Below are 22391 nucleotides of genomic sequence, written 5' to 3' on the forward strand. Positions count from 1 at the left end.
GCGACGATGACCCACGCATCGCCCCCGCGAGGATGAGGCTGGCCGGGAGAACGTACACACCCGCTCGAGGGCGTCAGGAGTGGCCGCCGTCGCGGACAGGCGGTCCTTCACGGACCTGAGTGCGCTTGCCGCGTGCACGGTCATAGCCACACGCGTAGCCGCATCTCGTCGCAGCGCCCTATCGCGGGTCGTCCACCGTGCCCGCACGTCGCTGAGGCGCCACGCACGGCAGATGGGCGTTCACCCAGGCCCAGTCGATCCGCTCCTGCTCCAGCCGCACGCGCTCGGCGAACGTGTCGGAGACCAGGTCGGCATATAGCCCGGCCTCGGGCTGGGTGAGCCGATCAAGGCGCGCCGACGTCGGGCTCGGCTCCCGTCCCCAGCGATCGCGATGCTCCAGCAGGGTCTGCCGGTCCATCAGTACGGAGCGTGTCTGCGGCAACCAGGCGCGCAACCGATCCAGGATCGCGAACCCGTGGGTGTCGAGGTCACCCCAGTAGTGCACCTGGGTCTGCCGAAGCCACGGAAGCGCACCCGCTCGGTCGACTTCGAAGCCCTTGCCCCAGATGACTACACCGTCGTCGGGGACGGGCACGCTGAGATAGCTGATCTCGTTCTCGACGATCATCGCCGAACGCACGCTCACCTGGGCCTGAGCCGCCTCCTCCACGCGCAGCACCGCCTCGGAGAACTCCCCTGCCAGTCCCAACGTCGGGTCCATCCGCAACCGGACCAGTTCTGGCTTGGTCCGCAGCCCCAAGGCGGTCACAAATCCTGCCGAGGTCGAAGGGACCTCGAGCAGGTGCGCCAGCACGGAGCGGTGCCGTTCGATGAACTTCGTGTCGACACCCGGGGCGTCGACCTCCCGCAGGTAGCGCCCGCTCCCCCGCGCCGCCAGGAGCCAGCGGTAGGCCTGCATCAACCGATCCCAGGACGCTCCGAACTGCAGAGCCTTGAGCGGGTTGGCCCCCACCCAATGACGCAGCACCGGCTCTTGGGCCAGCAGGGCCAGGATCTGGTCGAGCTGACGTACCTCGGTCGTCACGCCCAGCAGCGCCCACGCCTGCCCGTAGGACCGCACCACCGCCCGACCGGGCAACTCGTTGCGACCGATGACGCGACCGCCGACCTCCTCATAGGTCACGTGGTAGTACGCCCCTCCTTTGGATCCCGCAGCGAGGGCGGCCGCCCAGTCCTGAACAGCTCCGAGATCGTCACCGATCTCCGAAGCACGAGGGCGGCGCAAAGGCACGTCGATCACGGGGAAGGGCTCCCCCGCCGCGTAGCACCGCAGCAGGGTGCCGTCGTCCCAGCGACGTCGCACGGGGGTCCGGACATCGGCTGCCGTGGACCATCTCCTCGTCACACGAACTCACCCTCCACGGCCATCCCTGCGAAGATCCGGGCCGGTCGGCCGCCCACCAACGGCGATCTCATCCGCGCGCTCCGGCCAGTGCCTCCTGGACCTGCTTGGTCCGGACCTCCCGGAACTCCTCGATCGTGAGCGTCTGGAGCCTCGAGTAGCTGCCGGTGGGATTGTCGACGAAACCGATCGCCTGCACGTAGGGCTCGATGACGTGCACCTTCTGCAGCGGGGTCACGATGAGCAGCTGCAGTCCCAGCTTGGCGAACAGGTCGAGCGCGTAGCGGGTGGACACGTCCGAACCGCGCCCGAAAGCCTCGTCGATCACCGCGAACCGGAAGTCCCGCGCGCGCTCGGCACCCCACTCCAGCCCGAACTGGTAGGCCAGCGAGGCGGCCAGGATCGTGTAGGCGAGCTTTTCCTTCTGCCCGCCGGACTTGCCGTCAGAGTCGCGGTAGTGCTCCCACTCCTGATCGGTCTCGCGGTCGCGCTCGGAGGCGGAGAAGGTGAACCAGTTGCGCACGTCGGTGACCCGCCGCGTCCACGCACGGTCCGACTCGGCGTGTCCCTCGCGCCCGCGGAACCGCTCGATGAGGCGTTCGACGTCGAGGAACCGCTGCTCGGAGTACTGGTCGCCCTCCGGCCCGAGCGTGTCGTCGGTGGCCTTGCGCAGGTCGGTCCGGAAGGCCTGGATCTCGGTGTTGACCGTGCGCTCGCTCTCCAGCCGGATGTAGCGGCCCTCGTTGTAAGGGATCGCACCGAGGGCCTCGTTGATCCGGTCGACCCGGCCGTGGATCTCGTCGGACTGCCGCCGCAGCCAGCTGTTGAACTGCGCCAGCTCGCGGATCGTGTTGGTGTTGAGCTGACGCTTGAACTCCTCCTCGAAGCGCGGGAGGTCGTCGTCGGCCACCCGCTGGTAGAGGGCCAGGTAGTCGGCTCGGGCCTCGATGCTGACGTCCATCTCGGTCGTCGCCTCGGGCCAGCGGCGCCGCACATCTCCCATGTACTGCAGCAGGCTCTGCGTGTAGCCGCCGATCTCGCGGCCGATCCGGTCGATGAGGACCTGCAGGTCGGCCGTGAGCACCTCCTGGGCAGGCCCGCACGAGTCGGCGTCGCGCGGCAGGTCGGCACCGAGCCGTTCCTCCAGGGCTTCGTACGACATGCGCGCCCGGGCCAGGTCATCCTGCTGCTGCGAGGTCACGAACCGCTCGTCCCGGTCGCGCGAGCTCTCGGCCCGGTCGATCCGCTCCTGCAGCACCCGCATGTCGCCGGTGAGCCGTGAGAGCGTCTCCCCCAGCTCGCCGGACTCCCGGTCGTTCTCCTCCAGCCGGCGGGTGATCTCGGAGAGCTCGGAGGACCCGGAGACGAGCCGTTGCCGCTCCTGCTCGTCGGTCCCGGCCCGCGCCTCGGCCCCGGCCCAGTCCAGCTCCTCCCAGGAGCCGTATGCCGACAGCTGGCTGAGGGCCGCCAGCCGGGCCGCGAGGGCGGTCACCTCCGCCTGGACCTCGGTCGTGCGTGCCTCGAGAGGCTCGATCTCCCGCTGGAGACCGATCAGCTGCTCGGTGAGGGCCTCGACCTTGCGCTCGTTGGCCCAGCCGAGGACCCAGGAGCGGGCGTCGTCGACGCGGGAACGGTCGTCCTTCTCGTGGCGGTCGCCGGAACGCACCTGACCTTGCGCGGTGACGGCCCGGTGCTCCCGGCGGAACTCCTCCATGGTCTCGACGCAGCGATGGTCGGCACGACGGGTGAGCTGGTCGCGCAGGTAGTCGTGAAAGGGGCCGGCGGAAGCCTCGACCGTGTCCGCGAGCAGCAGCGCACCGGGCACGTCGACGTGCTGCAGCCGGACCCGCCGGGCGGGAACCCGCTCGTAGACGAGACGGGTACCGGTGACACGGCCGTCACCTCGGCGGTGCGTCAGCCGGTGGGAGTCGACCCAGGCTGAGACAGCGTCGTAGTGCTGCTGCGGCACAAGCAGGGAGAGGGCGAAGCCGCGCAGGACCCGCTCCGCGGCGCCGCGCCACCGGCTGAGTTCCTCACGCACGTCGAGGAGCTCTCCGGCGAAGGGCAGCTCGGCCTCGTCCAGCCCGAGCGTCCGGCACAGCTGCGCGCGGACGTCGAGCTGGCTGCTGGGCACGTTGCTGCTGCGACCAGCCAGGCTGGCCAGCTCGGTGCGAATCCGCTCGGCCTCCCTGAGCAGGTCGACCTTCTGGGTATGCAGGGTGGTGCGCTCGTCGTCGAGGTGCTCACGCCGACGGGCCAGCTCGGAGGAAAGCTGCTCGGCGCGGGCCAGCGTCGCCGTGAAGCCGGCGCCGTCGGTGACCGGGTCGAACTCCGCGACGCGGACCGCCGTGTCGAAGCGGGCCCAGCGCTCACGCCGCTGGCCGGCCTCGTCCCGTGCGGCCGCGATGGAGCGCTCGAGCTCGGCTACCCGGTTGCCGCCCGCACGTGCGCGTGCCTCGATGAGGTCAACCTTGGTGCGGCCGACGTCCTGCTGCCGCTGCCTGACCCGCTCGACCTGCCCGGCCACCGCGTCGCGCTCGGCGGTGTTGGCATCGATCTCCGCAGCCAGCAGGTCGATCCGCCGCTCGGCGATGAACATGCGCACGGCCTCCCGCTGAGCCTCGGCATCGTTGCGCCGCGCGGTGGCATCGTCGAACTTGCCGCTGCTGGCCACGAGCGGCTGGAGGGCCTCGAGCTGCTCACGGGCCCGCTTCACCGCGTCGTGCGCCTTCGTGAGGTCCTCGAAGTGGCCCACGATCTCGGCGACCCGCTGGGCCGCGTCGGCGGGCTCCAGCATGTGGTGACGGACGAACTCGTTGAGGTTGCCGACCGACTTCATGGACACCGTCTGGTGGAAGAGCTCCATCGCCTGCACGGACCGGATGCCGAGGAGCCGACGGACCCGTTCGCCGTAGCGTGGGAAGTCGTCGTGCAGGTCCGCCCCGCCGGCGCGAAGCCGGCGGCGCAGGTCGTTGAGCGAGCTGCCGAAGTCGACGAAGTCCGGCTCGATGGCCAGCTCGCGCCCCGCAGTGACGTAGAAACGGTATGGCTGGCCGGAGCTGTCACGCTGCTGGAAGACCTGCGCGAGGGTGATCGTCTCATCCTGTCCCTCGTTGGCGAAGACGGCCAGGATCACCGAGTAGGAACGGCTGTCGCGCAGGCCGATCGCCCGGGAGGCTCCTGTGGCCTCGACCCGCTCGGACTTGTAGTGCCCCTCGACGTAGCTGCGCAGCGTCCGCTCGCGTGACTCGGCGCCTGCTGCCTTGTTGTAGGAGATGCGGTGGGCCGGCAGCAGCAGCGTGGTCATCGCGTCGACCAGCGTGGACTTGCCGCTGCCGATGTCGCCCGTGAGCAGAGCGGTGTCGCCTGCGGGCGTCATCCGCCAGACCCGCTTGTCGAAGGTGCCCCAGTTGAGGACCTCCAGGCGGTGCAGGCGGTACCCGGCGCGGCCGGTCGGCGCAACTTCCACTGCCGAGAACAATGCGTCAGTCATCGTGACCACCCGGGGCAGTGCCGGCATACTCCTGCAGCTTGCCGGCGAAGTCGCCCAGCGTCTGGGCGTCGACGTAGGCCTTCAGAATGCGTCGCACCTCCCACTGGTCGGGCTGGCGAGGAAGCTGGCGCAGGAAGCCCAGTTCGCCAACCTTGCGGATCGTGGTGTCGACCTGATCGATCACGCGTGCCTCGTTGCTCGACTCCGGCAGGAACAGGCGCAGCGCGTCGATCATCTGGTCTCGGGTCAGCACCAGCTTGCCTTCGCTTCCGGAGGCTTCGAACTCCACGAGCCGCTTGCGCAGCAGGACGATCAGGAGGCTCACGTTGTAGGTGAGGCTGCGACGACGAACCAGCCGGGGCAAAGGCTCCTCCGCGTCGTCCTCGTCCGCGTTGCGCAGGTATGCATAACCCTCTACGTCGTCGACGACGAGCTGGACACCGATCGTGCTGAAGTGGTCGCGCACCGCTGCGGCGTGACGTGCCAGCGTGGACCAGCCGTCCTCGTCGGCCTCGCGATAGACGACGCCGCGCATCAGTCGGATGATCGCGGCAGCGACGGCCTGCTCCTCGGGTGTCCTCATCGTCGTCTCACCGTCACGCGAGGGAGACGCGCCCGACGTCGACCGGTGCTGTCGGCATACTCGATGACGCTCTCCTGGGTCTCGTCCATGACGACCTCGAGGTCGTCGTCGCTCAGCGCGAGGTAGCCCACGATCTCCGCAGCGCCCTGCTCGACGGGGTAGAAGTCCACGATGTCCTCCAGCAGCACCGTGCTGGCAGGCGGCACGATCGAGCGGATGTGGTCGGCCAGCCGGGCCTGGTCGACGAAGGTCTGGCCGAGCAGGACAGACAGGTCGACCTGGGCCTCAGCCTGAAGGTCCAGCACACTGTCCACCTCGGCGACCGGGCGCGCGTCATAGAGCGGTCGCTCGAACGGGAGGGAGATCTCGACGCCGGGCACGTCGACGACCAGCCCGAAGGGCGGTGGGGACTCGCGGGCGGACCAGAGCGGCTGCCTCGACCGACCGGACCAGGTCGAGGACCCGCCGGTTCTCGAGCCACAGCTGATCGTCGAGGAAGCGGCGCAGCTGCTCGGAGATCTGCCGCACCGTCCGCTGGGTGCGCTCGGCGGCATCGGACCAGTCGTGGTGGATGGTGCGCAGCCGCCGGTCCGGGTCGACCTCCCCCAGGGACTGCACCCTGGTGAGCAGTTCGGACAACTCGTCCTGCCGGGTCTCGGAGAGCAACAGATCGTAGAACGCCTGAAAGCTGCGCCCCTGGTCGGAAGACGTGATGTCGGCCCGGCTGCCGACCAGTTCGGTGAGCAACTCTCCCTTGCCGCCCTGCCAGGAAGCGATCTGTTCACGCGCGCCGCGGTCGAGGGCGCGGAAGTTCTCCTCCACCTCGCGAAAGTCGGACAGGAGCTCTTTGGCAGTACCGGCGAACTGCTGGTAACGCTCACGGAGCGCCGTCGAGTCGAGCAGCACCACCTCGCCCGCCTCGGCGCGCTCGATCTCGGTGTCGAGCTCCTCCCGGCGGCGGTGGAGGTCGGCCAGACGGGCGTCGGGGTCGCGTTCCGCGCCCTGGGCGATCTGGCGTAGCAGGTGAAAGACCGTCTCCAGGCGGGAGGCGGTGCCGACGAAGGAGCGGGCGCGCAGCCCGGTCACCCAGGCGTAGGCCTTCTCCAGGTCGCTGGTGGCCTCATAGTGCACCTCGTCCGACCCGTGCGGGTAGAACCTGCGCAGCCACCCCGCATCAGTAGCCGCCCACTCCTGCAGGTAGTCCGCGGCCGCTCGCGGATAGCGCGGGCGGTCCGGCACGGCGAGGTTGAGCGCATACAGCTGATCGTCCAGGGCCGCCGCCAGCTCGGTCGCGCTCACCGCCCCGTGGGTTTGCTCGACAAAGTAGCGGCCGAGGAAGGACAGCACGAGAGCCGCATTTCCGGCACGCAACAAGCGCCACGAGGGATGCCCATCCCGCAGCAACTCGATCTCGTCGTGCTCCACGTTCAGCCCGTCCGTCGTCCTCGGTGCTCTGCTGTCGGACGTCAGCCTAAGGATGAGCACCGACAGAGCCAGAACCGGGCCTCGCCGGCACAACGGATTCCTACCCCCCGAACCACCTCAGCGCAAGGCGACCCGCTCCACGCAGGCCTGGCGCTTATGTGTGCGGCTCATTGGCTCTCTGCGGCATCGTCGCGGTCGAGGCACCGACCACGTGGGGGTTAACGTCGCCGACAGGGAAGGCCGACCGCGTCTCCGCAGTTCACAGGCCTGTGTGGTGTCCGGAGGGGGACTTGCCCACATGGGACACACACCCTGGACATCCAGATCGGAGCGTAACCGCAGGTCAGAGGGGCATGCAAGGCACACCTCTCTCGACGGCACTCGGGTGAACCCGCGCCCCGGACCGACGTCATGCCATGACGGGCGGGAGTCCCTCACTCCCCCGTCCGCTCCCCAGTGACCCGTCGCTCCATGGCAGGACGTCACGACCCCCTGAGGTACCTGGCTTGGGAACGCACAGGTGCGTTACATCGCTGTCACGCCGATGTGCGCGCTCTTGTTGGATGGCATACCCATGCACTCATGGGGATGTCTATACCGTTGGTGGAGCGTCGGTCACAGAGCGAACCGTTGGCGGCCGACAGGACGCGTACACGCCCGGCGGTCACCTCGCACCCCGGTCTGGACCTCCTCGGCCGTGTCCCACTCAGCACCCCTTGACCGGGCTTCTTCTCGGGCGGGTCTTATCGGACACCCGAACAGGGATGCACTCGCTGACCTGCATCATTCCCGTTCAAGGTTCCTTAATCGGAACGGCGGCGCTGGAGTATCTGGGGTTCGCCAGCTTGCTGCATCGCCAGCTTGACAGCGCCAAGGTGCCGTAGAGAGGCCGAGCTCTAGCTCGTCAGGGACCCGGCGACGCGCCGCGCTACTGACCCCCGCCCGCCCGGCTGGCGGCGTCTTCGCGTTGCGGGCGGTGTCGTTCAGTCGCGGGAGATGCGAAGGGCGACCCAGAGCCCGCACCTTCGGCAGATGTAGGCCGGTTCGCTACCCAGTGCGTGGAGCGACCTGCGTGGCCGCAGGCGGCCGCAGCACGAGCATCGCTGCTGGGTGTCATCGACCATGTCGCGATGGTGCCACGGGCCCGTGACCCTCGGGGGTTACAGGTAGCGGCAGACGTCTTCGGGGGAGCAGGTGGCCGGGTCGCCGGCGGCGGCGTCCTCGCGCAGGTCGGCGATCTTGGCGCGGAGCTGCGCGAGCTCGGCGAGCTGCCGGTCGATCACCTCGAGGCGGGTGTCGAGCAGGTCGGTGACGTGCTGGCAGGGGGCCTGCCCCCGGTCGCGGATGTCCAGCACCTGGCCGATCTGCGCCAGGGTCAGCCCGGCGGCTTGCCCCCGGCCGATGAAGTCGAGCCGGTCGAGCACGTCGAGCCCGTAGTCCCGGTACCCCGCCGGGGTCCGGTCCGCGGCGGGCAGCAGCCCGAATTCCTCGTAGTACCGCAGGGTCTTGGTTGTCGTGCCTGACGCCTGGGCCACCTCACCGATCCGCATGCCACTCATTCTGCCTTGACCTTCCAGTGCCCTGGAAGGTCGATCCTGAGGGCGATGAAGGAGGAGCTCATGACGGCAACGGCAAAGGGCGGGTCGTATGACCTGGCGGTGATCGGGTCCGGTGGGGCGGCGTTCGCGGCCGCGATCCGCGCCACCAGCCTGGGCAAGCGGGTGGTGATGATCGAGCGGGGCACCGTCGGTGGTACCTGCGTGAACACCGGGTGTGTGCCCTCCAAGGCCCTGCTCGCGGCCGCCGAGGCCCGCCACGTCACACTCGACACCGCCCGGTTCCCCGGCCTGCCGGTCCCCGGCGTCGGGCCGGTGGAGATGCCCGCCCTGGTCGCCGGTAAGGATGAGCTCGTCGGATCGCTGCGCGGCGAGAAGTACGTGGACCTGGCTACCGAGTACGGATGGGACCTCCTGCCCGGGGAGGCCACGTTCGTCGGCACGCCGACCGAGCCGGCGCTGCGCGTCACCGGCCCGGGCGGCACGGTGAAGAGGGTCCGCGCCGCGCGCTACCTCATTGCCACCGGCTCCACGCCCTGGGTGCCGCCGGTCCCCGGTCTCCAGGAGGCCGGTTACCTGACCTCGACCACCGCGATGGAGCTGGACCACGTCCCAGAATCGCTGCTGGTCATCGGCGGCGGCTATGTCGCCATGGAGCAGGCCCAGCTCTTCGCCCGGCTCGGCGCCCGGGTCACCATGCTGGTCCGCTCCCGCCTGGCGTCCCACGAAGAACCCGAGGCCGCCACCGCCCTGCAGGAGATCTTCGCCGACGAAGGCATCCAGATCATCCGCGGGGCGGTGCCCACCGCGGTCCGCCGCGACCAGGCCGCCGGCGAGGTCGCGGTCACCGCCACCACCGCCGGCGGCGGCTCACAGGAGCTCCGGGGCGCTGAGGTTCTCGTCGCCACCGGGCGCCGCCCGGTCATCGGCACCCTCGGCCTCGACACCGTCGACGTGCGCACCGGCGACCACGGCGCGGTGGTCGTCGACAATCACCTGCGAACCACAAACACGCGCATCTGGGCTGCCGGTGACGTCACCGCCCACCCGCAGTTTGTGTACGTCGCCGCGGCCCACGGCACCATCGTCGCCGACAACGCCCTCACCGGCGCCGGCCGTGAGGTCGACTACCGCCACCTGCCCCGGGTCGTGTTCACCAGCCCCGCCCTGGCCACCGTCGGGATGACCGGCCAGCAGGCCTCCGCCACCGGGATCCGCTACGACAGCCGCGTCCTGTCCCTCGCGCACGTCCCACGCGCGATCGTCAACCGCGACACCCGCGGGCTCATCAAGATGGTCACCGACGCCGACACCGGACGCATCATCGGCATCACCGCCCTCGCCCAGGACGCCGGCGACCTCGCCGCCGCCGGCGTCTACATCCTCGACGCCGGCATGACCACCGACCAGGTCGCCAACCTCTGGAGCCCCCCTACCTGACCATGGCCGAAGGCCTCAAGCTCACCGCCCAGGCCTTCACCACCGACATCACCAAACTCTCCTGCTGCGCGGCATGAAACCCGCGTATAGGGATCCCCTTGCGGACACATCGTCAGACAGACGCGCGGCCAGACGTGCTGGCCGAACCGACCCTCAGTCGAACCGCCGCAGGCCATCTCGACAGAGACCTCTGACTGCATAACTATGCACTCACTGGGAGACCTCTCAAACGTCCCCATCTGCCGCTGGTCGTTCTCACCCTGAGGGGGCAGATGGAGATGCGGGGGCTGAGTAGGCAGGTCGTCGTTGACGGGCGACCGAGCTTGCGCCGGTCGCGAAGTGCGGGGTCAAGGTGTGGCTTCGAAGCCGGTGTAGCGCATGAGTCTGGCGGGCACGCCGGCTACGACCGCGTTGGCCGGGACATCCTTGGTCACGACTGCACCGGCGCCGACGATCGCGCCGTCGCCGATGGTCACGCCTGGGACGACCGTCACCGCTGCACCGAGCCACACCTTGTCCCCGATCGTGACCGGGGCCGGGCTCATGTCGGCCCGGCGAGCGGGGTCTACCCCGTGGTTGAGGGTGGTCAGGGTGGTGCCGTGGCCGATGAGGGTGCCGTGGCCGATGACGATGCCGCCTGTGTCCTGGAATCGGCAACCGCTGTTGATGAAGATGTCTTTGCCCAACGTCAGGTTCTTTCCGAACTCGCTGTAGAACGGTGGGAACACGACAACCGACTCGTCTACGGTCTTTCCGGTCAGCCGCGTGAGCAGGCCACGCACCTCTTCGGGGGTGCGGTAGCCGGTGTTGATCTCCGCGACCGTCCGCAGCGCCTCCTGGGCAGCGCCGTGCATAAACCGGTGCTCTTCTGAGCCGCCTTCGATCAGCGCGCCTCGGTTCACGTGGTCCAGGAATTCGTGCAGGTCCATCCTGGCGATCCTGCCACGCTGGTGCCGTGGACGCTCTCACCGGGCAGCCCGCCCAATCAGGCGCCGACGGGGTGGAAGCAGGCGGGCTGGCGCAGCACCGCCGACCCGGTTCTGGTTCGACAGGGCGCATGAGTTGCCGGTGGTGGCCCAAGGCTGTCGTCGGAGACGAGGGCTCGGTTGATGGCGAACAACGCGAACCCGGTGCCGTCCACGATCGTCGAGCAGATTGAGAAGGTGGGTGGACCCGCAGGCTCAGACCCGTGGTGGACGAAGGACGGCGACTCCGCCGAACTGCTGCTGCCCGACGCCGCAGTCGACTGGATCGAGGAATTCGCCAACCGGGAGTTACCACCGAAGCGCTGAAGCCTCCGGTCAGCGCACTCACTTGCCGCACCCCGTGGGCCCGCCGCTACGCTCGTCCCATGGCTCGTGGGGAGGCCGGCGGGGTCCTCGACGTCAGACTGCTCGGCAGGGTGGCCGTTCGCACCGCAGCAGGGTGGCGCGACGACTGGCCACGTCCGGCCGCCCGACGCCTGGTGGCCCTCCTGGCCCTCTCCCCCGCCCGGTCGGCCCCCGCGGGAGGTGATCGCCGACCACCTGTTCGGCCATCTGCCGACGGACCGGGCCCTGCGCAACGTGTCCAAGGCGCTGAGCCAGGCACGGACCGTGGTCGGCCCCGGGGTGCTCCTGGGCGATTCCGTGACTGTCTGGATCGCAGGGACGGTGGAGGTGCGCACCGACCTCGCTCGCGACACCGAACTGGCGCAACGTGCCCTGGATTCTCCGCCGCCGAGTGCGGTCTGGCCAGAGCTGCGCGCCGTGCTGGCCCGGGCCGACCAGCTGCTGTCCGAGGACCTCTACGAGGACTGGGCTCAGGAGGAGCGGCGCGCCCACGGGGTACTGGCCAGGGAAACGGCGCTCGCGCTCGCCCGCAGCAGCGGGCGCGAGGCGGACTGGAGCCGGGTGCTGGCCGACGACCCGTGCGACGCCGAGGCCTGGGAGGCGGTGCTGACCGCCGCGGCCGCACGCGGCCCGGCCGAGCTCGACACCGCCTGGGCCGAGTGCCGGCTCGTCCATGCGCAGGAGCTGCGGCGGCCGCCCCCGCCCCCCTTGCGCCGCCTCGCGGAGGGCCGGGAGGAGCGCGGGGAACGCGCGGACGGACCCGACCTCACGGTCGGCCACGAGGCCGAGCTGGGGTGGCTCGCGGAACGGGTGCCGGCCGCGGCCCGGGGCGGGGAGAGCTGGTTGCTCCACGGGCCGGCGGGGATCGGCAAGACGCACCTGCTGCGAGGGGCGGCCCGTGACCTGCGCGACCAGGGGTGCCTCGTCCGGTGGGCCACCTGCGTGGCCGACGACAAGGGAGGACCTTTCACGCCACTGGTCTCGGCGCTGCGGCTCGGGCACACCGGATCCCGTCCCGTGATCGAGGCCCTGGAGCGGGGTCGCCCCGGCAGCCCGCAGGGCTGGTCCGCGGTCCGCCTGGCCGACGACGTCGCCGCCGTGCTCGACGCGTATGCCGAGCCGCTGGCCCTGGTCGTCGACGACGTGCACTGGGCAGACGCCGCGCTGCGGTCGCTGCTGTCCCGGCTCTGTACGCTCACGAACGGTCGGAGGTGGAGCCTGCTGCTGGCCGGCCGCAGCGACGAGAGCGACCACCCGCTGCCCACCGTGCCGTCGACCACCGCGACGTTGCGCATCACGCCGTTGACCTCCCGGGAGACCGCTCGCCTGGCACGCCGGCTGATCGACCAGGACCGCGCCACCGACCCGGTGGCCTCGGAGTCGGTCGTGCAGAGCCTGGTGGCCCGCAGCGGCGGCAACCCGTTCTTCCTGACCGAGCTGGCACGGGGCGCGGGCGGAGCCCCCGTGGTGGGAGGGGACATTCCGGAACGGATCCATGTCCTGCTGCGCCGGCGGCTGTCCCCGCTCAGCACCACCTCACGCCAGGTGCTGGAGGTGCTCACGCTGGCTGCCGAGCGAGCCACCGTCCCGCTGCTGGTACACGTCGTGGGTGAGCAGGAGGTGGACCGCGCTCTTGGCGAGCTGCGGTCGCACTCGCTGCTCGACCCCGTGTCTCCCGCCCCGCGGCCGGTCCATCCGCTGTTGCGCGAGGTGGTGGTCGCAGACCTGACGGCGGTGCGTGCCTGTGAGCTGCACGACCAGCTGGCGCACGCCCTGGGCCACCTCGCCGGGGAGACTGGGCGGCGTGACCTGGAGGAGGCCGCCGCCGGCCACACGCTCGCCGCCTGGACCGCATACCCGACCGGGGAGAGGGCGCCCGGCGCCGCCGCCGCCGGGTTGACCAGCGGTGGCCGCGTGCTGCGCGCCTTCGCCCCCGAGGCGGCCGCGAGGATCCTGGAGCAGGCCCTCGCGGCCTTCGCCGACAGCACTGCCGAGGCCAGGCGACACCTGAGGGCCGCTGCCGTGGACGGCTGGCTGGACCTGGGACGGTGCCGCCTGCTGCTCGGCGACCCGGAGGGTGCGGAACGGGCTCTGCGGGCAGGGCTGGGGCTGGCCGAGCAGCCGCTGGAGCGCGCGCGATGCTACCGCCGGCTGGCCGGCCTGCACTACCGCACCGGACGCATGGCGGAGACGGCCGGAGTGCTCGAGGTCGGCCTCCTGGCGGTGACCGACGAGCTGGCCCGCGCGGTGCTCGAGACCGAGCTGGGGTGGACACTGCACCGGCGCGGTCGCGCCCTGGAAGCGCTGCCGATCCTCGAGCGTGCCACCAGGGTGTTCGAGGACGGGGGCAGCTGGGACCTGGCGGCCTGGTCCCTCGACTACCTCGCCATGACCCACGTGGCTCTCGGGGCCCCGGAGCACGGCTTGACGCTCCTGGACCGGGCGCTCGCCCGGGACGGGGTGGGTGCCGACCACCACCGGCGCGGGGTCATCCTGATCCACCGAGGCCGGGTGCTCCTGCAACTGGGCAGCCTCGACGCGGCCCTGGGTGCCGTCGAGGAGGGCATCCGGATCCTCCGCCGCAGCCGGGACAGGTATGTGCTCAGCGTCGGCCTGCGCATCGCCGCCGACGTCCACGAGGCCCGCGGCGACCCGGCCGGTGCCGTCCGGGCCCGGACGGAGGAGCTGAACCTCCTCCGCGGCACGGCGAACCACCGGCACGCAGCCGTGGCGCAGGCGCACCTGGCCAGCCTCTACCGCAGGCTCGGACGCCCGGAGGAGGCCGACCGGGCCGCGCATGCCGCCCAGGACGCGGTGGAGCGGTCTGCCGACCCCGACGTGGCCGAGGAGGTGGCGCGACGCCTCGCCGACGGGAACACGGCGGGAACACCCGACTCCTAGCGTCCGGTCATCCGGCACCCGCCGGGAGACCGGAGGAGGAGTCTGATGAGCATCATCCAGGGGACACAGTCCGTCGAGGAGACCAGGCAGGTGCTGGAGGCCTACGCGGCCGAGCACGACACGTCGCTGATCGCGCCGGACGCGGTCTTCCACGACGTCGCCTCGGGGCAGGACTACGTCGGGCGTGAGGCCATCGCCGCGATGCTGCACCACGTCTACCACGTCGCCCTCCAGGCGCGGGCGGAGGTGGTGCGCACCACCGTGGGAGAGGGAACCGCGGTCCTCGAGGGGTTCGTCGTGGGCACGCACACCGGGGAGTTCGCCGGTGTAGCCGCGACGGGGCGGCAGGTGCGCGTCCCGCTGGTCGTCAGCTACCGCATCGCTGACGGCTACGTGCAGGAGGCCGACGTCTACCTCCTGGTGTCGAACTTCCTGCAGCAGGTCGCCTGACGCCGGGCGCACGGGACAAGGAGAAAAGATCATGGTCATCCGGCTCGTCGCACCCGTCGTTCTCCTGAGCGGCCTCGGTCTGGTGTTCCCGACCGCGGTCCCCGGGACCCCACCCCCCTCCTGGACCCACGAGCGGGTCCTTGAGTGCGAGGAGGGAACGGTGCACACCTACCTGACCCCTGCCGGTTTCGGCACGCCCTTCCACGTCGTCGGCACGGACGAGGTCATCATCCCCATGCATGTCGAGATCGTCCTACCATCGGGCGAGGGTCCATTTGTGACCATCGACATCCCAGGGTTCGACGCCGAGGACCCGAACGCCGTCCACTGCTGGTATGTGGATCCTGCCGGTCTCGAGGTGGACCTCTGGGGAGTCCGCCGCTAGAGGCAGCCAACCCTGACGCGGACCCGTAGACGGGGCCAGGGCCCGGGCAGCGGGGTGCACCGGCTTGCGGGCCGATATGCACCCTCACCCGCTCGAGGTGCGGCACGGAGCTGACGAAGGTGCGCGTGGACCCGCGTCCACAACGCGTGCGCCCAGGGCTCGCAGGGTCGACGGTGACCTCTCCCACGACCTTGACACCTCGCCCAAGGACACTTCGATCGCCGCCGATCCCGAGCAAGGCCCGGTTCGGAGGCGGATGACGATCCTCATGGTGCTGGGGTCGATCTCGAGCGGGGGATCATCTTCTTGCCACAGGCTGAAGAGCACCCCGAGGACTAGTCCTCCCCGTAACCGCTGCCGCGATCGTTGAGGCAGATCTGACCATCGCGTGGGGGTTCACGTCGCCGATCGTCGAAAATTACCGCGTTTCCGCTGGTCAGAGCCATGACTTGTGTCCGGAGGGGGACTTGCCCACATGGGACACACGCCCTCGACATCGAGATCAGCCCATAACCGCAGGTCAAGGCTGTCAAGGCGCTCGGGAGGTCGTGGATCAGTGCCTCTTGGTGCCGAGGTATGCCGTGATTACCTCCGGGTTCTCCCTCACCTGCGCCGGTTGCCCCTCGGCGATGGTCCTACCGCTGGCCAGGACGTGCAGCTTGTCACACAATGCGGTGATCATGTGCATGTCGTGATCGATGACGAGCACCCCACAACCGAACTCCTCCGGTGAGGTCGAGTCTCGAATGATCTGCTGCAGTTCGTCGGTCTCGACATCGTTGAGGCCGGCGGCGGGTTCGTCCAGGAGAAGGTACCGGGGGCCAGTGGCTAGGGCGCGAGCCACCTCGACACGTCGTTGAAGACCGTAGGCGAGCTCACCCGCGCGCGCATCGGCAAGGTGCCCGATTCGAAGCCGGTCCATCAGTTGGAGCGCCACCTCATCGACAGGTGAGTCGCTACCCCTGACGACGGCGGCGATATTGTCCCGGACCGTGAGCGACCGGAAGAGCCGGACGGTCTGGAAGCTGCGCGACACCCCAGCGCGCGCGATGTGACCGGCCGAGGCCCTGGTCACGTCCTCACCGTCTATGCGCACGCTTCCCGACTCGGCCGTAAGGATCCCGCTGATCACGTTCACGAGCGTGCTCTTGCCCGATCCGTTGGGACCCATCAGTCCTACGATTTCTCCCGGCATGACCGCCATGCTGACCTCTGACAAGGCCTTCACACCAGCGAAACTCTTCGTCACACGATCGACGATCAACCCGACGTTGCCCGCTCCGTGGGTCGCGGAACTCGGTTGGGGCACCTCAATCGGCGCGCTGGCCGTCGTCATTTGACTCTCCCTCCTCTCGGCAGGAGATCGCCGATCTCGCGATTGCCAAAGGCGCCACCTGGGCGCCAGATAAGCACCCCAAGGATGAGGACGGCGGTGGCCAGCTGGATGATGCCTGGCAGCGCCGGCAGGGACAGGGTGCCGATGCTCAAACCGTTCTCCAGGTCACGCAGTAGCTGCGAGAGCACGGTGATGGCGGCTGCTCCGGCAACTGCACCGGTGACCGACCCGAGGCCACCGATAACCAACATCGCCAGCAGCGCAAAGGTCTCGGCGAAGAAGAACTGGGCGGGGCTGAACGCCAGCGCGTTGAGCGCCCACATGCCACCGCCGACAGCCATCAGCACTGCGCTGACCATCCATCCGATGAACCGAGTCAGGGCCACGGGAATCCCGAGCGAGGCAGCCGCGACGGGGTCTTCTCGCACGGCCTGAAGGCGTAACCCCCATGGCGAAGCACCGTAGAGCAGAGCCACGGCGGTGATGAACAGCACGGTGACCAGCGCCTGCGGTACGCCTACCAGGTCCGGCACTCGAGAGATGCCGGTGGGTCCGCCCGTGAGACCGTTCCATCGATTGATGACCGCATGGATGACTACGAGCCAGGCGAGCGTAGCCATGGGTACGACGGAGACGTCCATGCGTGAGAACGGGGCACCGGTGGCGACCGCGAATACCGTGACTACCAGGACCCCCACCCCGACCGCCCCAATCAGGCCCAGCTCAAGGCTCGCGAGAGAATCTGGAAGGGCCGGCAGAGCATCCGTTTTGACGTCAGCAGGGATGGCGGCAAGTGCCGTCCCGTAGGCGGCGAGGCCGAAGAAGGCGACGTGGCCGAAAGAGATGATGCCTGAGTTGCCGACGAAGCACTGGATGGCGATCACCATGCCGGCCGTGAGCAAGAACTCCACTACCACCCGCTGGTCGCTGCGGCCGAGCATGGTCTCCCCCACGACTCCGACAACCAGCATCAGCACCGCCAGGGCCGCGAACGTGACCGCGGCAGCACGCAGCCTCAGCGTGGACCACCGGTTCATGCGAGTCTGCCTTCGACCCGGCGGCCGAAGCCGTGCGGCCGGAAGTACAGCAGGACGATGATCAGCGTTAGCGTGATCGCCTGCACGAACGGGACCAGGGAGTTAGGCAGGAAGACCTGCAGTGAGACCTCGAGAAAGGCTAGCGCAAATCCGCCTGCAACGGCTCCTCGCAGGTTCCCCAGGCCTCCGAGGACCACCGCGACGAACGCTTGAAGCAGCGGGGTGAATCCCATGCCGGGCGTGGCACTGCCGACCCGCATCACCCACAGCAAGCCAGCTACGGCTGCCAGAACCCCGGAGATGAGGAAGGCCAGCCGGATCAAATTTCCCGCCTTGGCCCCCATCAAGCGGGTGGCCTGGAAGTCCTGCGCGGCCGCCTGCATAGCAATGCCGTGACGGGACCGCTGCAAGAGGGCGCTGAGGGCCACCATGGCGACGGCCGCGATGGCGATCGTGATTAACGACAAGACTGGCACCCGAATGGTGCCCAGCGACAGCACCCGGTCAAGCCAGGCGGGGACCGCGATACCTTGCGGGCGCGGGGAGATCACGTTACGGATGGTCGCCTGGATGATCACAGCCACGGCGAAAGAGGAGAACACCACCGCGTATGCAGGCGCTCGACGCATCGGCCGGAACGCCACGGCCTCAGTGACCAACGAGGTTAAGGCCCCCAGCGTGAAGCCCACCACGACAGCCAGGAACAACGGCGCGCCCGCGGCCACGCACAGGACAACGCCGTAGCTGGTGACCGTCACGATCTCCCCATACGCGAAGTTCAACAGACCCAGCACGCTGAAGACGACGGCGAGGCCGAGGGCAAGCAACGCGTATATCGAACCCAGGCTCAGCGCATTGATGAGCTGTTGCGTCAATAGGGTAAGGCTCATGCCGACTGCCCCCCCAGGTAGGAGGCCTCCAGATCGTGTGCCGCCGCCGCGATCTGCGCACTCGTGCCGCTCGTCGTGAACCGGCCACCCGACAACACGTAGGCGTGATCGGCCAGCTCGAGGGCCTGGGAGATATTTTGCTCGACCAGGACGACCGTGAGCCCGTCCCGAGCGTGCAGCTCGGCGACCAGCTCGAACACTTGCTGGGCCATGACAGGGGCGAGTCCCAGCGAGGGTTCGTCGAGGAGGATGATCTCGGGCCGGGACATTAGTGCCCGGCAGATGGCAAGCTGCTGCTGCTCGCCCCCGGACAGGGTCCCGGCGTGCTGGCTGCGACGCTCACCGAGCACCGGGAACCGGTCAAACATCTCGTCTATGTCCTCGGCCATGGCCGTCCGGTCGCTGCGCGAGTACCCCCCCATCCGCAGGTTGTCGGCAACGGTCAGGCGCGGGAACACGCGACGCCCTTCCGGGACGAGCGTGAGGCCTCGACGGACGATGTCCTCCGGCGGCCGCCCCTGGACCGGTTGACCGAGAAGGGTTACCGTTCCAGCTCGGGGTTGGACCATGCCCACCAGCGCCTGTAACAGCGTGCTCTTGCCTGCCCCGTTGGCTCCCAGGACCGCGACGACCTCACCACGCCGCACCGTGAGGTCGACACCGTGTAGGACTCGGACCGGCCCATAGCCCGCCTCGAGTCCTTCGACACCGAGGATCTCGTCCCGCACCGTCATTGACTGCTCAACCTGCGCTGGGGACGTAGTCCGGCAACAAGGTCTCGATGAACTCGTACTGGCCGTCCGTCACCTCGATCAGGGTGACGGCCTTGTCCGCCTGGTGTGTTTCGGGGTCCATCTGCAACGAGCCGGTCACGCCGCTGAACTCGATGTTGTCCAGCTCTTCGGCGATCGCCTCCGGGTCGGCCTCCCCGGCCGCCTCGATGGCCTGCGCGACCAGGTATGCCTCGTCGTAACCCACGGCGGTGACAATGTTCTGCGGGGACGAGCTCGGGTTTGGGTCCTCAAAGGTCTCCAAGAATTCTGCAACTTGGTTCTCCTCGGAAGGCCACGCGTGATAGGTTGCGACCAGGCCCTCGGCGGCGTCACCGGCCTCCAGGACGCTCGAGTCGACCGACCCGTCGCCGGAGATGACCGGGATGTCAACCCCGGCCCTCGCAGCTGGCGCAGGAACTGGGGCGTGTCCGGCGTGAACATCGACGTGAAGATGACGTCGGGCGCCGGGTCGAGGGCGGCAATGTTGGTCACCTGGACGTTGAAGTCGCTGGCCCCGATCCGAAATTCCTCCTCAGCCACGACCTGGCCTCCGTTCTCCGTGAAGGCGTCGGCGAAGTAGGCGGCCAGGCCCTCCGTATAGGCGTCGTCACTGGAACCAAGGACATAGGCGGACTCGTAGCCGAGCTCGTCGACCGCGTACTGCGCGGTGGCACCGGCCTGCACGGTGTCGAGCATGAGCAGGTGGTAGGCGCAGTCACCCGCCGAGGGCACCAGCGTGGGTGAGGTGCCATCGCCCGTGGAGATCGGGACTCCCTCCCCGCAGGCGACGGACGCCTGCGCACCCCATGGCCCCGACGCGGTCGTCCCGGTGATGTACACGGCGCCGTCGTCGAGCGCCTCCTCGACGCCGCGGACTGCCTCTGCCTGGTCCCCCCCGCCGTGTCGGCCGTGATCAGCTCGATGTCCCGATCCAGCACGCCACCGTTCGCGTTGATCTCCTCCACCGCCATCTGCAGCCCGTCACGAATTGGCACGTCGTAGAAGGACCAGTCACCGGAGTAGTCACCGATGTGCGCGATCCTGATGGGATCGTCGTCACCCGTCCCGCCGGAGCATCCAGCCACGAGGGTAAGGGCCGCGGCCACGGCAGCGGTTGTGACGGCTCGTGTCGAGCCGCGAGGGGCAGTGGTCATAGCAGCCTCCTGGCTGGGCTAGCTGGTCGTCCGGGGCGCTGGCACGCCTAAGGGCGAGCCCCGGACCGGTACCCGAACGTTATGAGCGCAACAACCTTGCTGTCAACGGGTAGCACATATAACGTACGCGTCATGCAGACTGTCTCCCAGCGGCTGCGCGCGAAGATGCCGCAGTTGCCGCCGGCCGAGTTGAAGGCTGCGCGCGTTCTGCTGGCCGACTATCCGGTCGCCGGCCTGACCACCACGGCCGCCGTCGCCGCGGCGGCCGGAGTCAGCGCTCCAACCGTGCTGCGCCTGGTCGATCGTCTGGACTTCAGTTCCTATCCAGCGTTCCAGGAGGCATTACGGCGCGAGTTGCAGGAGCAGGCTCGGATTCCGTTGCGGCAGGCCAAGGAGTACCAGGCGGAAGACGATCCGCTCGGCCGCTCGAGACAGGTGTTCGTACGAGGCCTAGAGGAAACTTTTGAGCGGCTGGACCCGGCCGACTTCGCTAAGGCGGTCACCCTGCTCGCCTCGCCAAGAAGCACGGTTTATGCCACCGGCGGCAGGTTCACCACTGTGGTGGCCAAGACTCTGGTGATGCTGTTAGAGGTGCTGCGGCCAAGGACTCACTACCTCAGCGTGGAAGATCGCACTTCCGTCATCGTCGACCTGGGGCCGAAGGACGTCGTGTTTGTGACAGACCTCCGGCGGTACCAACCGAGCACGGTGACATTTGCCGCAGAGGCCGCACGGCGGGGCGCGAAGGTGATTTTGTTGACAGACCACTGGATGAGCCCAATCGCGCAGCACGCCGACGCAGTTCTCACGACCAGTCTGGTCGCTCCTCACCCATTGGACTCCGTCGTCCATGCCATGGCCGTCGTCGAGGCCGTGGTCACGGGGGTCCTAGACGCCATGGGAGACCTCCCGATTTCGCGCATGAAAGACTACGACGAGGCTTGGGCGACGCACGGCTTCAGCAGCCCTTCAACCACCCGCTCAACTTCCACATCAGAGAACTGACGGAGGACCCGTGCCTGCCACTACCGACCTGGGCCTGATCGACCACCACTGCCACGGCTTACTGAGGCAGGCACCCAGCCCACAGGAGTTCCGCCTGCTCAGCACGGAGGCACACTGGCCGGCGCCGGAAGGCACCGAAAGCCTGGATTCCCCCGTGGGACTGGCCATCCGGGCGATCTGCGGTCCCGCGCTCGGTCTCCCCCGTCACGTCCCAGTGGCGGAGTATGTCGACCATCGTGCCAACATGTGCGCCCAGGACGCTCATGCGGCACTCATGCCGCTCACCGGAATCGAGCGGTATCTCATCGACACCGGATTCGCTGCTGACCAATTGATGAGCCCCGAGGATATGGCCGTTGCTACGGGATCGATCGGCGAGGAGATCGTGCGTCTGGAGGCCGTGGCCGAGCAGGTTGGACCAGGAAGTAGTGCCGAAGGCTTCGCCGCAGACTTCACCGCAGCCCTGGACGAACGCGCCATCGGTGCCGTCGGTTTCAAGTCCATCATCGCCTACCGGTGGGGCTTCGACCTCCGTGGTGAGGCTCCCGGGGACGGTGAGGTCCGTGACGCGGTGGGGCGCTGGCTGGCCGGAGCCGAGTCCTCCGGCGACTACCGGATTTCCGACCCCACCTTGTTGCAGCACCTCATCTGGGCAGCCATCCCCTACCAGAAACCCATTCAGTTCCACACCGGTTACGGGGACAGCGACGTGCTGCTACACCGTTCCGACCCCTCACGCCTGCGCGACTTCTTCGTGGCGACAAGGACAACGGGCACAAACATGATGCTGCTTCACTGCTACCCGTACATCAGAGAGGCCGCCATTGCCGCCCAGCTGTTCCCGCACGTGTACTGCGATGTCGGACTGGCGACGCAGTACCTGGGTCCGAGCGCCACGGTAGCCGTCCGGCAGGTCATGGAAATCGCCCCCTTCTCCAAGGTGCTGTTCTCCTCCGATGCCTACGGGCTCGCTGAGCTGTACACCGTCAGTGCCCATCTTTGGCGGCACGAGATGGACCGGCTGCTGGATGCGTGGATTGCCGAGGGCTGGACCTCGGCCGACGACGCGCGACGAATCGCCACCATGATCGCTTCCGGAAACGCCCTGCGCGCCTACAACCTAGGAACTGGGGGTCGCGAGGACGCCCGGGTCCTCGGGCGGGGCGGCTCGTGACAACAGGTAACGACAATCGTCCGACCACTGAGGCTGACTGGACCCAGTTGCGCCGTCGGGCGAATGAAGAACTGTCCCGTCGTCTCCCATCGGCT

18 protein-coding genes and 3 pseudogenes are annotated in these 22391 nt (G+C 68.7%); 8 read left to right on the top strand and 13 right to left on the bottom strand.

Features of this window, described 5'->3' with window-relative positions:
* Positions 1–178: 178 nt before the first annotated feature.
* The 6 genes from ACQ95T_RS10265 to ACQ95T_RS10290 all read right to left on the bottom strand — a co-directional run bounded on the left by ACQ95T_RS10265 (position 179) and on the right by ACQ95T_RS10290 (position 8414).
* Positions 179–1366 carry a Wadjet anti-phage system protein JetD domain-containing protein gene (locus tag ACQ95T_RS10265; RefSeq protein ID WP_425942518.1) on the bottom strand — a complete coding sequence of 396 codons (1188 nt, stop codon included), beginning with the start codon at positions 1364–1366 and terminating at the stop codon, positions 179–181.
* 67 nt (positions 1367–1433) lie between these two features.
* Positions 1434–4856 (bottom strand): ATP-binding protein, encoded by a 3423-nt coding sequence (locus ACQ95T_RS10270; RefSeq protein ID WP_425942517.1) that lies wholly within the window; start codon positions 4854–4856, stop codon positions 1434–1436.
* Positions 4849–5439: a DUF4194 domain-containing protein gene (locus ACQ95T_RS10275; protein WP_425942516.1), complete on the bottom strand. Its 591-nt coding sequence runs from the start codon at positions 5437–5439 to the stop codon at positions 4849–4851. The genes ACQ95T_RS10270 and ACQ95T_RS10275 overlap by 8 nt, the downstream gene beginning before the upstream one ends.
* Positions 5436–5819: a DUF3375 family protein gene (locus ACQ95T_RS10280; RefSeq protein ID WP_431472891.1), complete on the bottom strand. Its 384-nt coding sequence runs from the start codon at positions 5817–5819 to the stop codon at positions 5436–5438. Before ACQ95T_RS10280 ends, ACQ95T_RS10275 begins: the two co-directional genes overlap by 4 nt.
* Positions 5773–6864 carry a DUF3375 domain-containing protein gene (locus ACQ95T_RS10285; protein WP_431472892.1) on the bottom strand — a complete coding sequence of 364 codons (1092 nt, stop codon included), beginning with the start codon at positions 6862–6864 and terminating at the stop codon, positions 5773–5775. Before ACQ95T_RS10285 ends, ACQ95T_RS10280 begins: the two co-directional genes overlap by 47 nt.
* A 1160-nt stretch (positions 6865–8024) precedes the next feature.
* Positions 8025–8414 (bottom strand): heavy metal-responsive transcriptional regulator, encoded by a 390-nt coding sequence (locus tag ACQ95T_RS10290; RefSeq protein ID WP_122263854.1) that lies wholly within the window; start codon positions 8412–8414, stop codon positions 8025–8027.
* A 54-nt stretch (positions 8415–8468) separates the two neighbouring features.
* On the opposite strand from ACQ95T_RS10290, the pseudogene merA reads away from it, so the two are divergent.
* Positions 8469–9937: pseudogene (gene merA, locus ACQ95T_RS10295) on the top strand (mercury(II) reductase).
* A 270-nt stretch (positions 9938–10207) separates the two neighbouring features.
* On the opposite strand, the gene ACQ95T_RS10300 reads toward merA, so the two are convergent.
* Positions 10208–10789: a DapH/DapD/GlmU-related protein gene (locus tag ACQ95T_RS10300; protein WP_425944347.1), complete on the bottom strand. Its 582-nt coding sequence runs from the start codon at positions 10787–10789 to the stop codon at positions 10208–10210.
* Positions 10790–10969: 180 nt separating this feature from the next.
* On the opposite strand from ACQ95T_RS10300, the gene ACQ95T_RS10305 reads away from it, so the two are divergent.
* The 4 genes from ACQ95T_RS10305 to ACQ95T_RS10320 all read left to right on the top strand — a co-directional run bounded on the left by ACQ95T_RS10305 (position 10970) and on the right by ACQ95T_RS10320 (position 14927).
* Positions 10970–11152, top strand: coding sequence for a hypothetical protein (locus ACQ95T_RS10305; RefSeq protein WP_425944345.1), 183 nt, complete (start codon positions 10970–10972; stop codon positions 11150–11152).
* A 219-nt stretch (positions 11153–11371) separates the two neighbouring features.
* Complete coding sequence (locus ACQ95T_RS10310; RefSeq protein WP_431472893.1) at positions 11372–14092, top strand: ATP-binding protein; 2721 nt, start codon at positions 11372–11374, stop codon at positions 14090–14092.
* Between the two features lie 45 nt (positions 14093–14137).
* On the top strand, positions 14138–14542 hold the full coding sequence (locus ACQ95T_RS10315) for an ester cyclase (RefSeq protein ID WP_425944341.1): 405 nt from the start codon (positions 14138–14140) through the stop codon (positions 14540–14542).
* A gap of 31 nt (positions 14543–14573) precedes the next feature.
* Positions 14574–14927: a hypothetical protein gene (locus tag ACQ95T_RS10320; protein ID WP_425944339.1), complete on the top strand. Its 354-nt coding sequence runs from the start codon at positions 14574–14576 to the stop codon at positions 14925–14927.
* A gap of 553 nt (positions 14928–15480) precedes the next feature.
* Here the strand turns inward: ACQ95T_RS10320 and ACQ95T_RS10325 are convergent.
* Positions 15481–16131, bottom strand: a complete 651-nt coding sequence (locus ACQ95T_RS10325) for an ABC transporter ATP-binding protein (RefSeq protein ID WP_431473817.1) — start codon at positions 16129–16131, stop codon at positions 15481–15483.
* Between ACQ95T_RS10325 and ACQ95T_RS10330 the strand changes: the two genes are divergently transcribed.
* Entirely contained in the window at positions 16121–16267 is a 147-nt protein-coding gene (locus tag ACQ95T_RS10330) for a hypothetical protein (protein WP_425944337.1), read from the top strand. The genes ACQ95T_RS10325 and ACQ95T_RS10330 overlap by 11 nt on opposite strands.
* On the opposite strand, the gene ACQ95T_RS10335 is transcribed toward ACQ95T_RS10330, so the two are convergent.
* The 5 genes and pseudogenes from ACQ95T_RS10335 to ACQ95T_RS10355 all read right to left on the bottom strand — a co-directional run.
* On the bottom strand, positions 16260–17300 hold the full coding sequence (locus tag ACQ95T_RS10335; RefSeq protein ID WP_425944335.1) for a branched-chain amino acid ABC transporter permease: 1041 nt from the start codon (positions 17298–17300) through the stop codon (positions 16260–16262). The two genes, ACQ95T_RS10330 and ACQ95T_RS10335, sit on opposite strands and share 8 nt — an antisense overlap.
* Entirely contained in the window at positions 17297–18190 is an 894-nt protein-coding gene (locus ACQ95T_RS10340; RefSeq protein ID WP_431472894.1) for a branched-chain amino acid ABC transporter permease, read from the bottom strand. The genes ACQ95T_RS10335 and ACQ95T_RS10340 overlap by 4 nt, the downstream gene beginning before the upstream one ends.
* The gene (locus ACQ95T_RS10345; protein ID WP_425944331.1) at positions 18187–18924 is read right to left on the bottom strand and encodes an ABC transporter ATP-binding protein; all 738 of its coding nucleotides are present in this window, start codon (positions 18922–18924) and stop codon (positions 18187–18189) included. The genes ACQ95T_RS10340 and ACQ95T_RS10345 overlap by 4 nt, the downstream gene beginning before the upstream one ends.
* 7 nt (positions 18925–18931) lie before the next feature.
* Positions 18932–19803 (bottom strand): annotated as a pseudogene (locus ACQ95T_RS10350) (ABC transporter substrate-binding protein).
* 80 nt (positions 19804–19883) lie between these two features.
* Positions 19884–20117, bottom strand: a pseudogene (locus tag ACQ95T_RS10355) (ABC transporter substrate-binding protein); the annotation flags it as partial.
* 132 nt (positions 20118–20249) lie between these two features.
* Here ACQ95T_RS10355 and ACQ95T_RS10360 point away from each other — a divergent pair.
* A complete protein-coding gene (locus ACQ95T_RS10360) occupies positions 20250–21122 on the top strand; it encodes a MurR/RpiR family transcriptional regulator (RefSeq protein WP_425944327.1) in 873 nt (290 codons plus the stop codon).
* A gap of 10 nt (positions 21123–21132) precedes the next feature.
* The gene (locus ACQ95T_RS10365; protein ID WP_425944325.1) at positions 21133–22296 is read left to right on the top strand and encodes an amidohydrolase family protein; all 1164 of its coding nucleotides are present in this window, start codon (positions 21133–21135) and stop codon (positions 22294–22296) included.
* The last annotated feature ends 95 nt before the right edge of the window (positions 22297–22391 follow it).

This window comes from Ornithinimicrobium carbonis (genome assembly GCF_050703245.1).
GTDB lineage: Bacteria > Actinomycetota > Actinomycetes > Actinomycetales > Dermatophilaceae > Ornithinicoccus.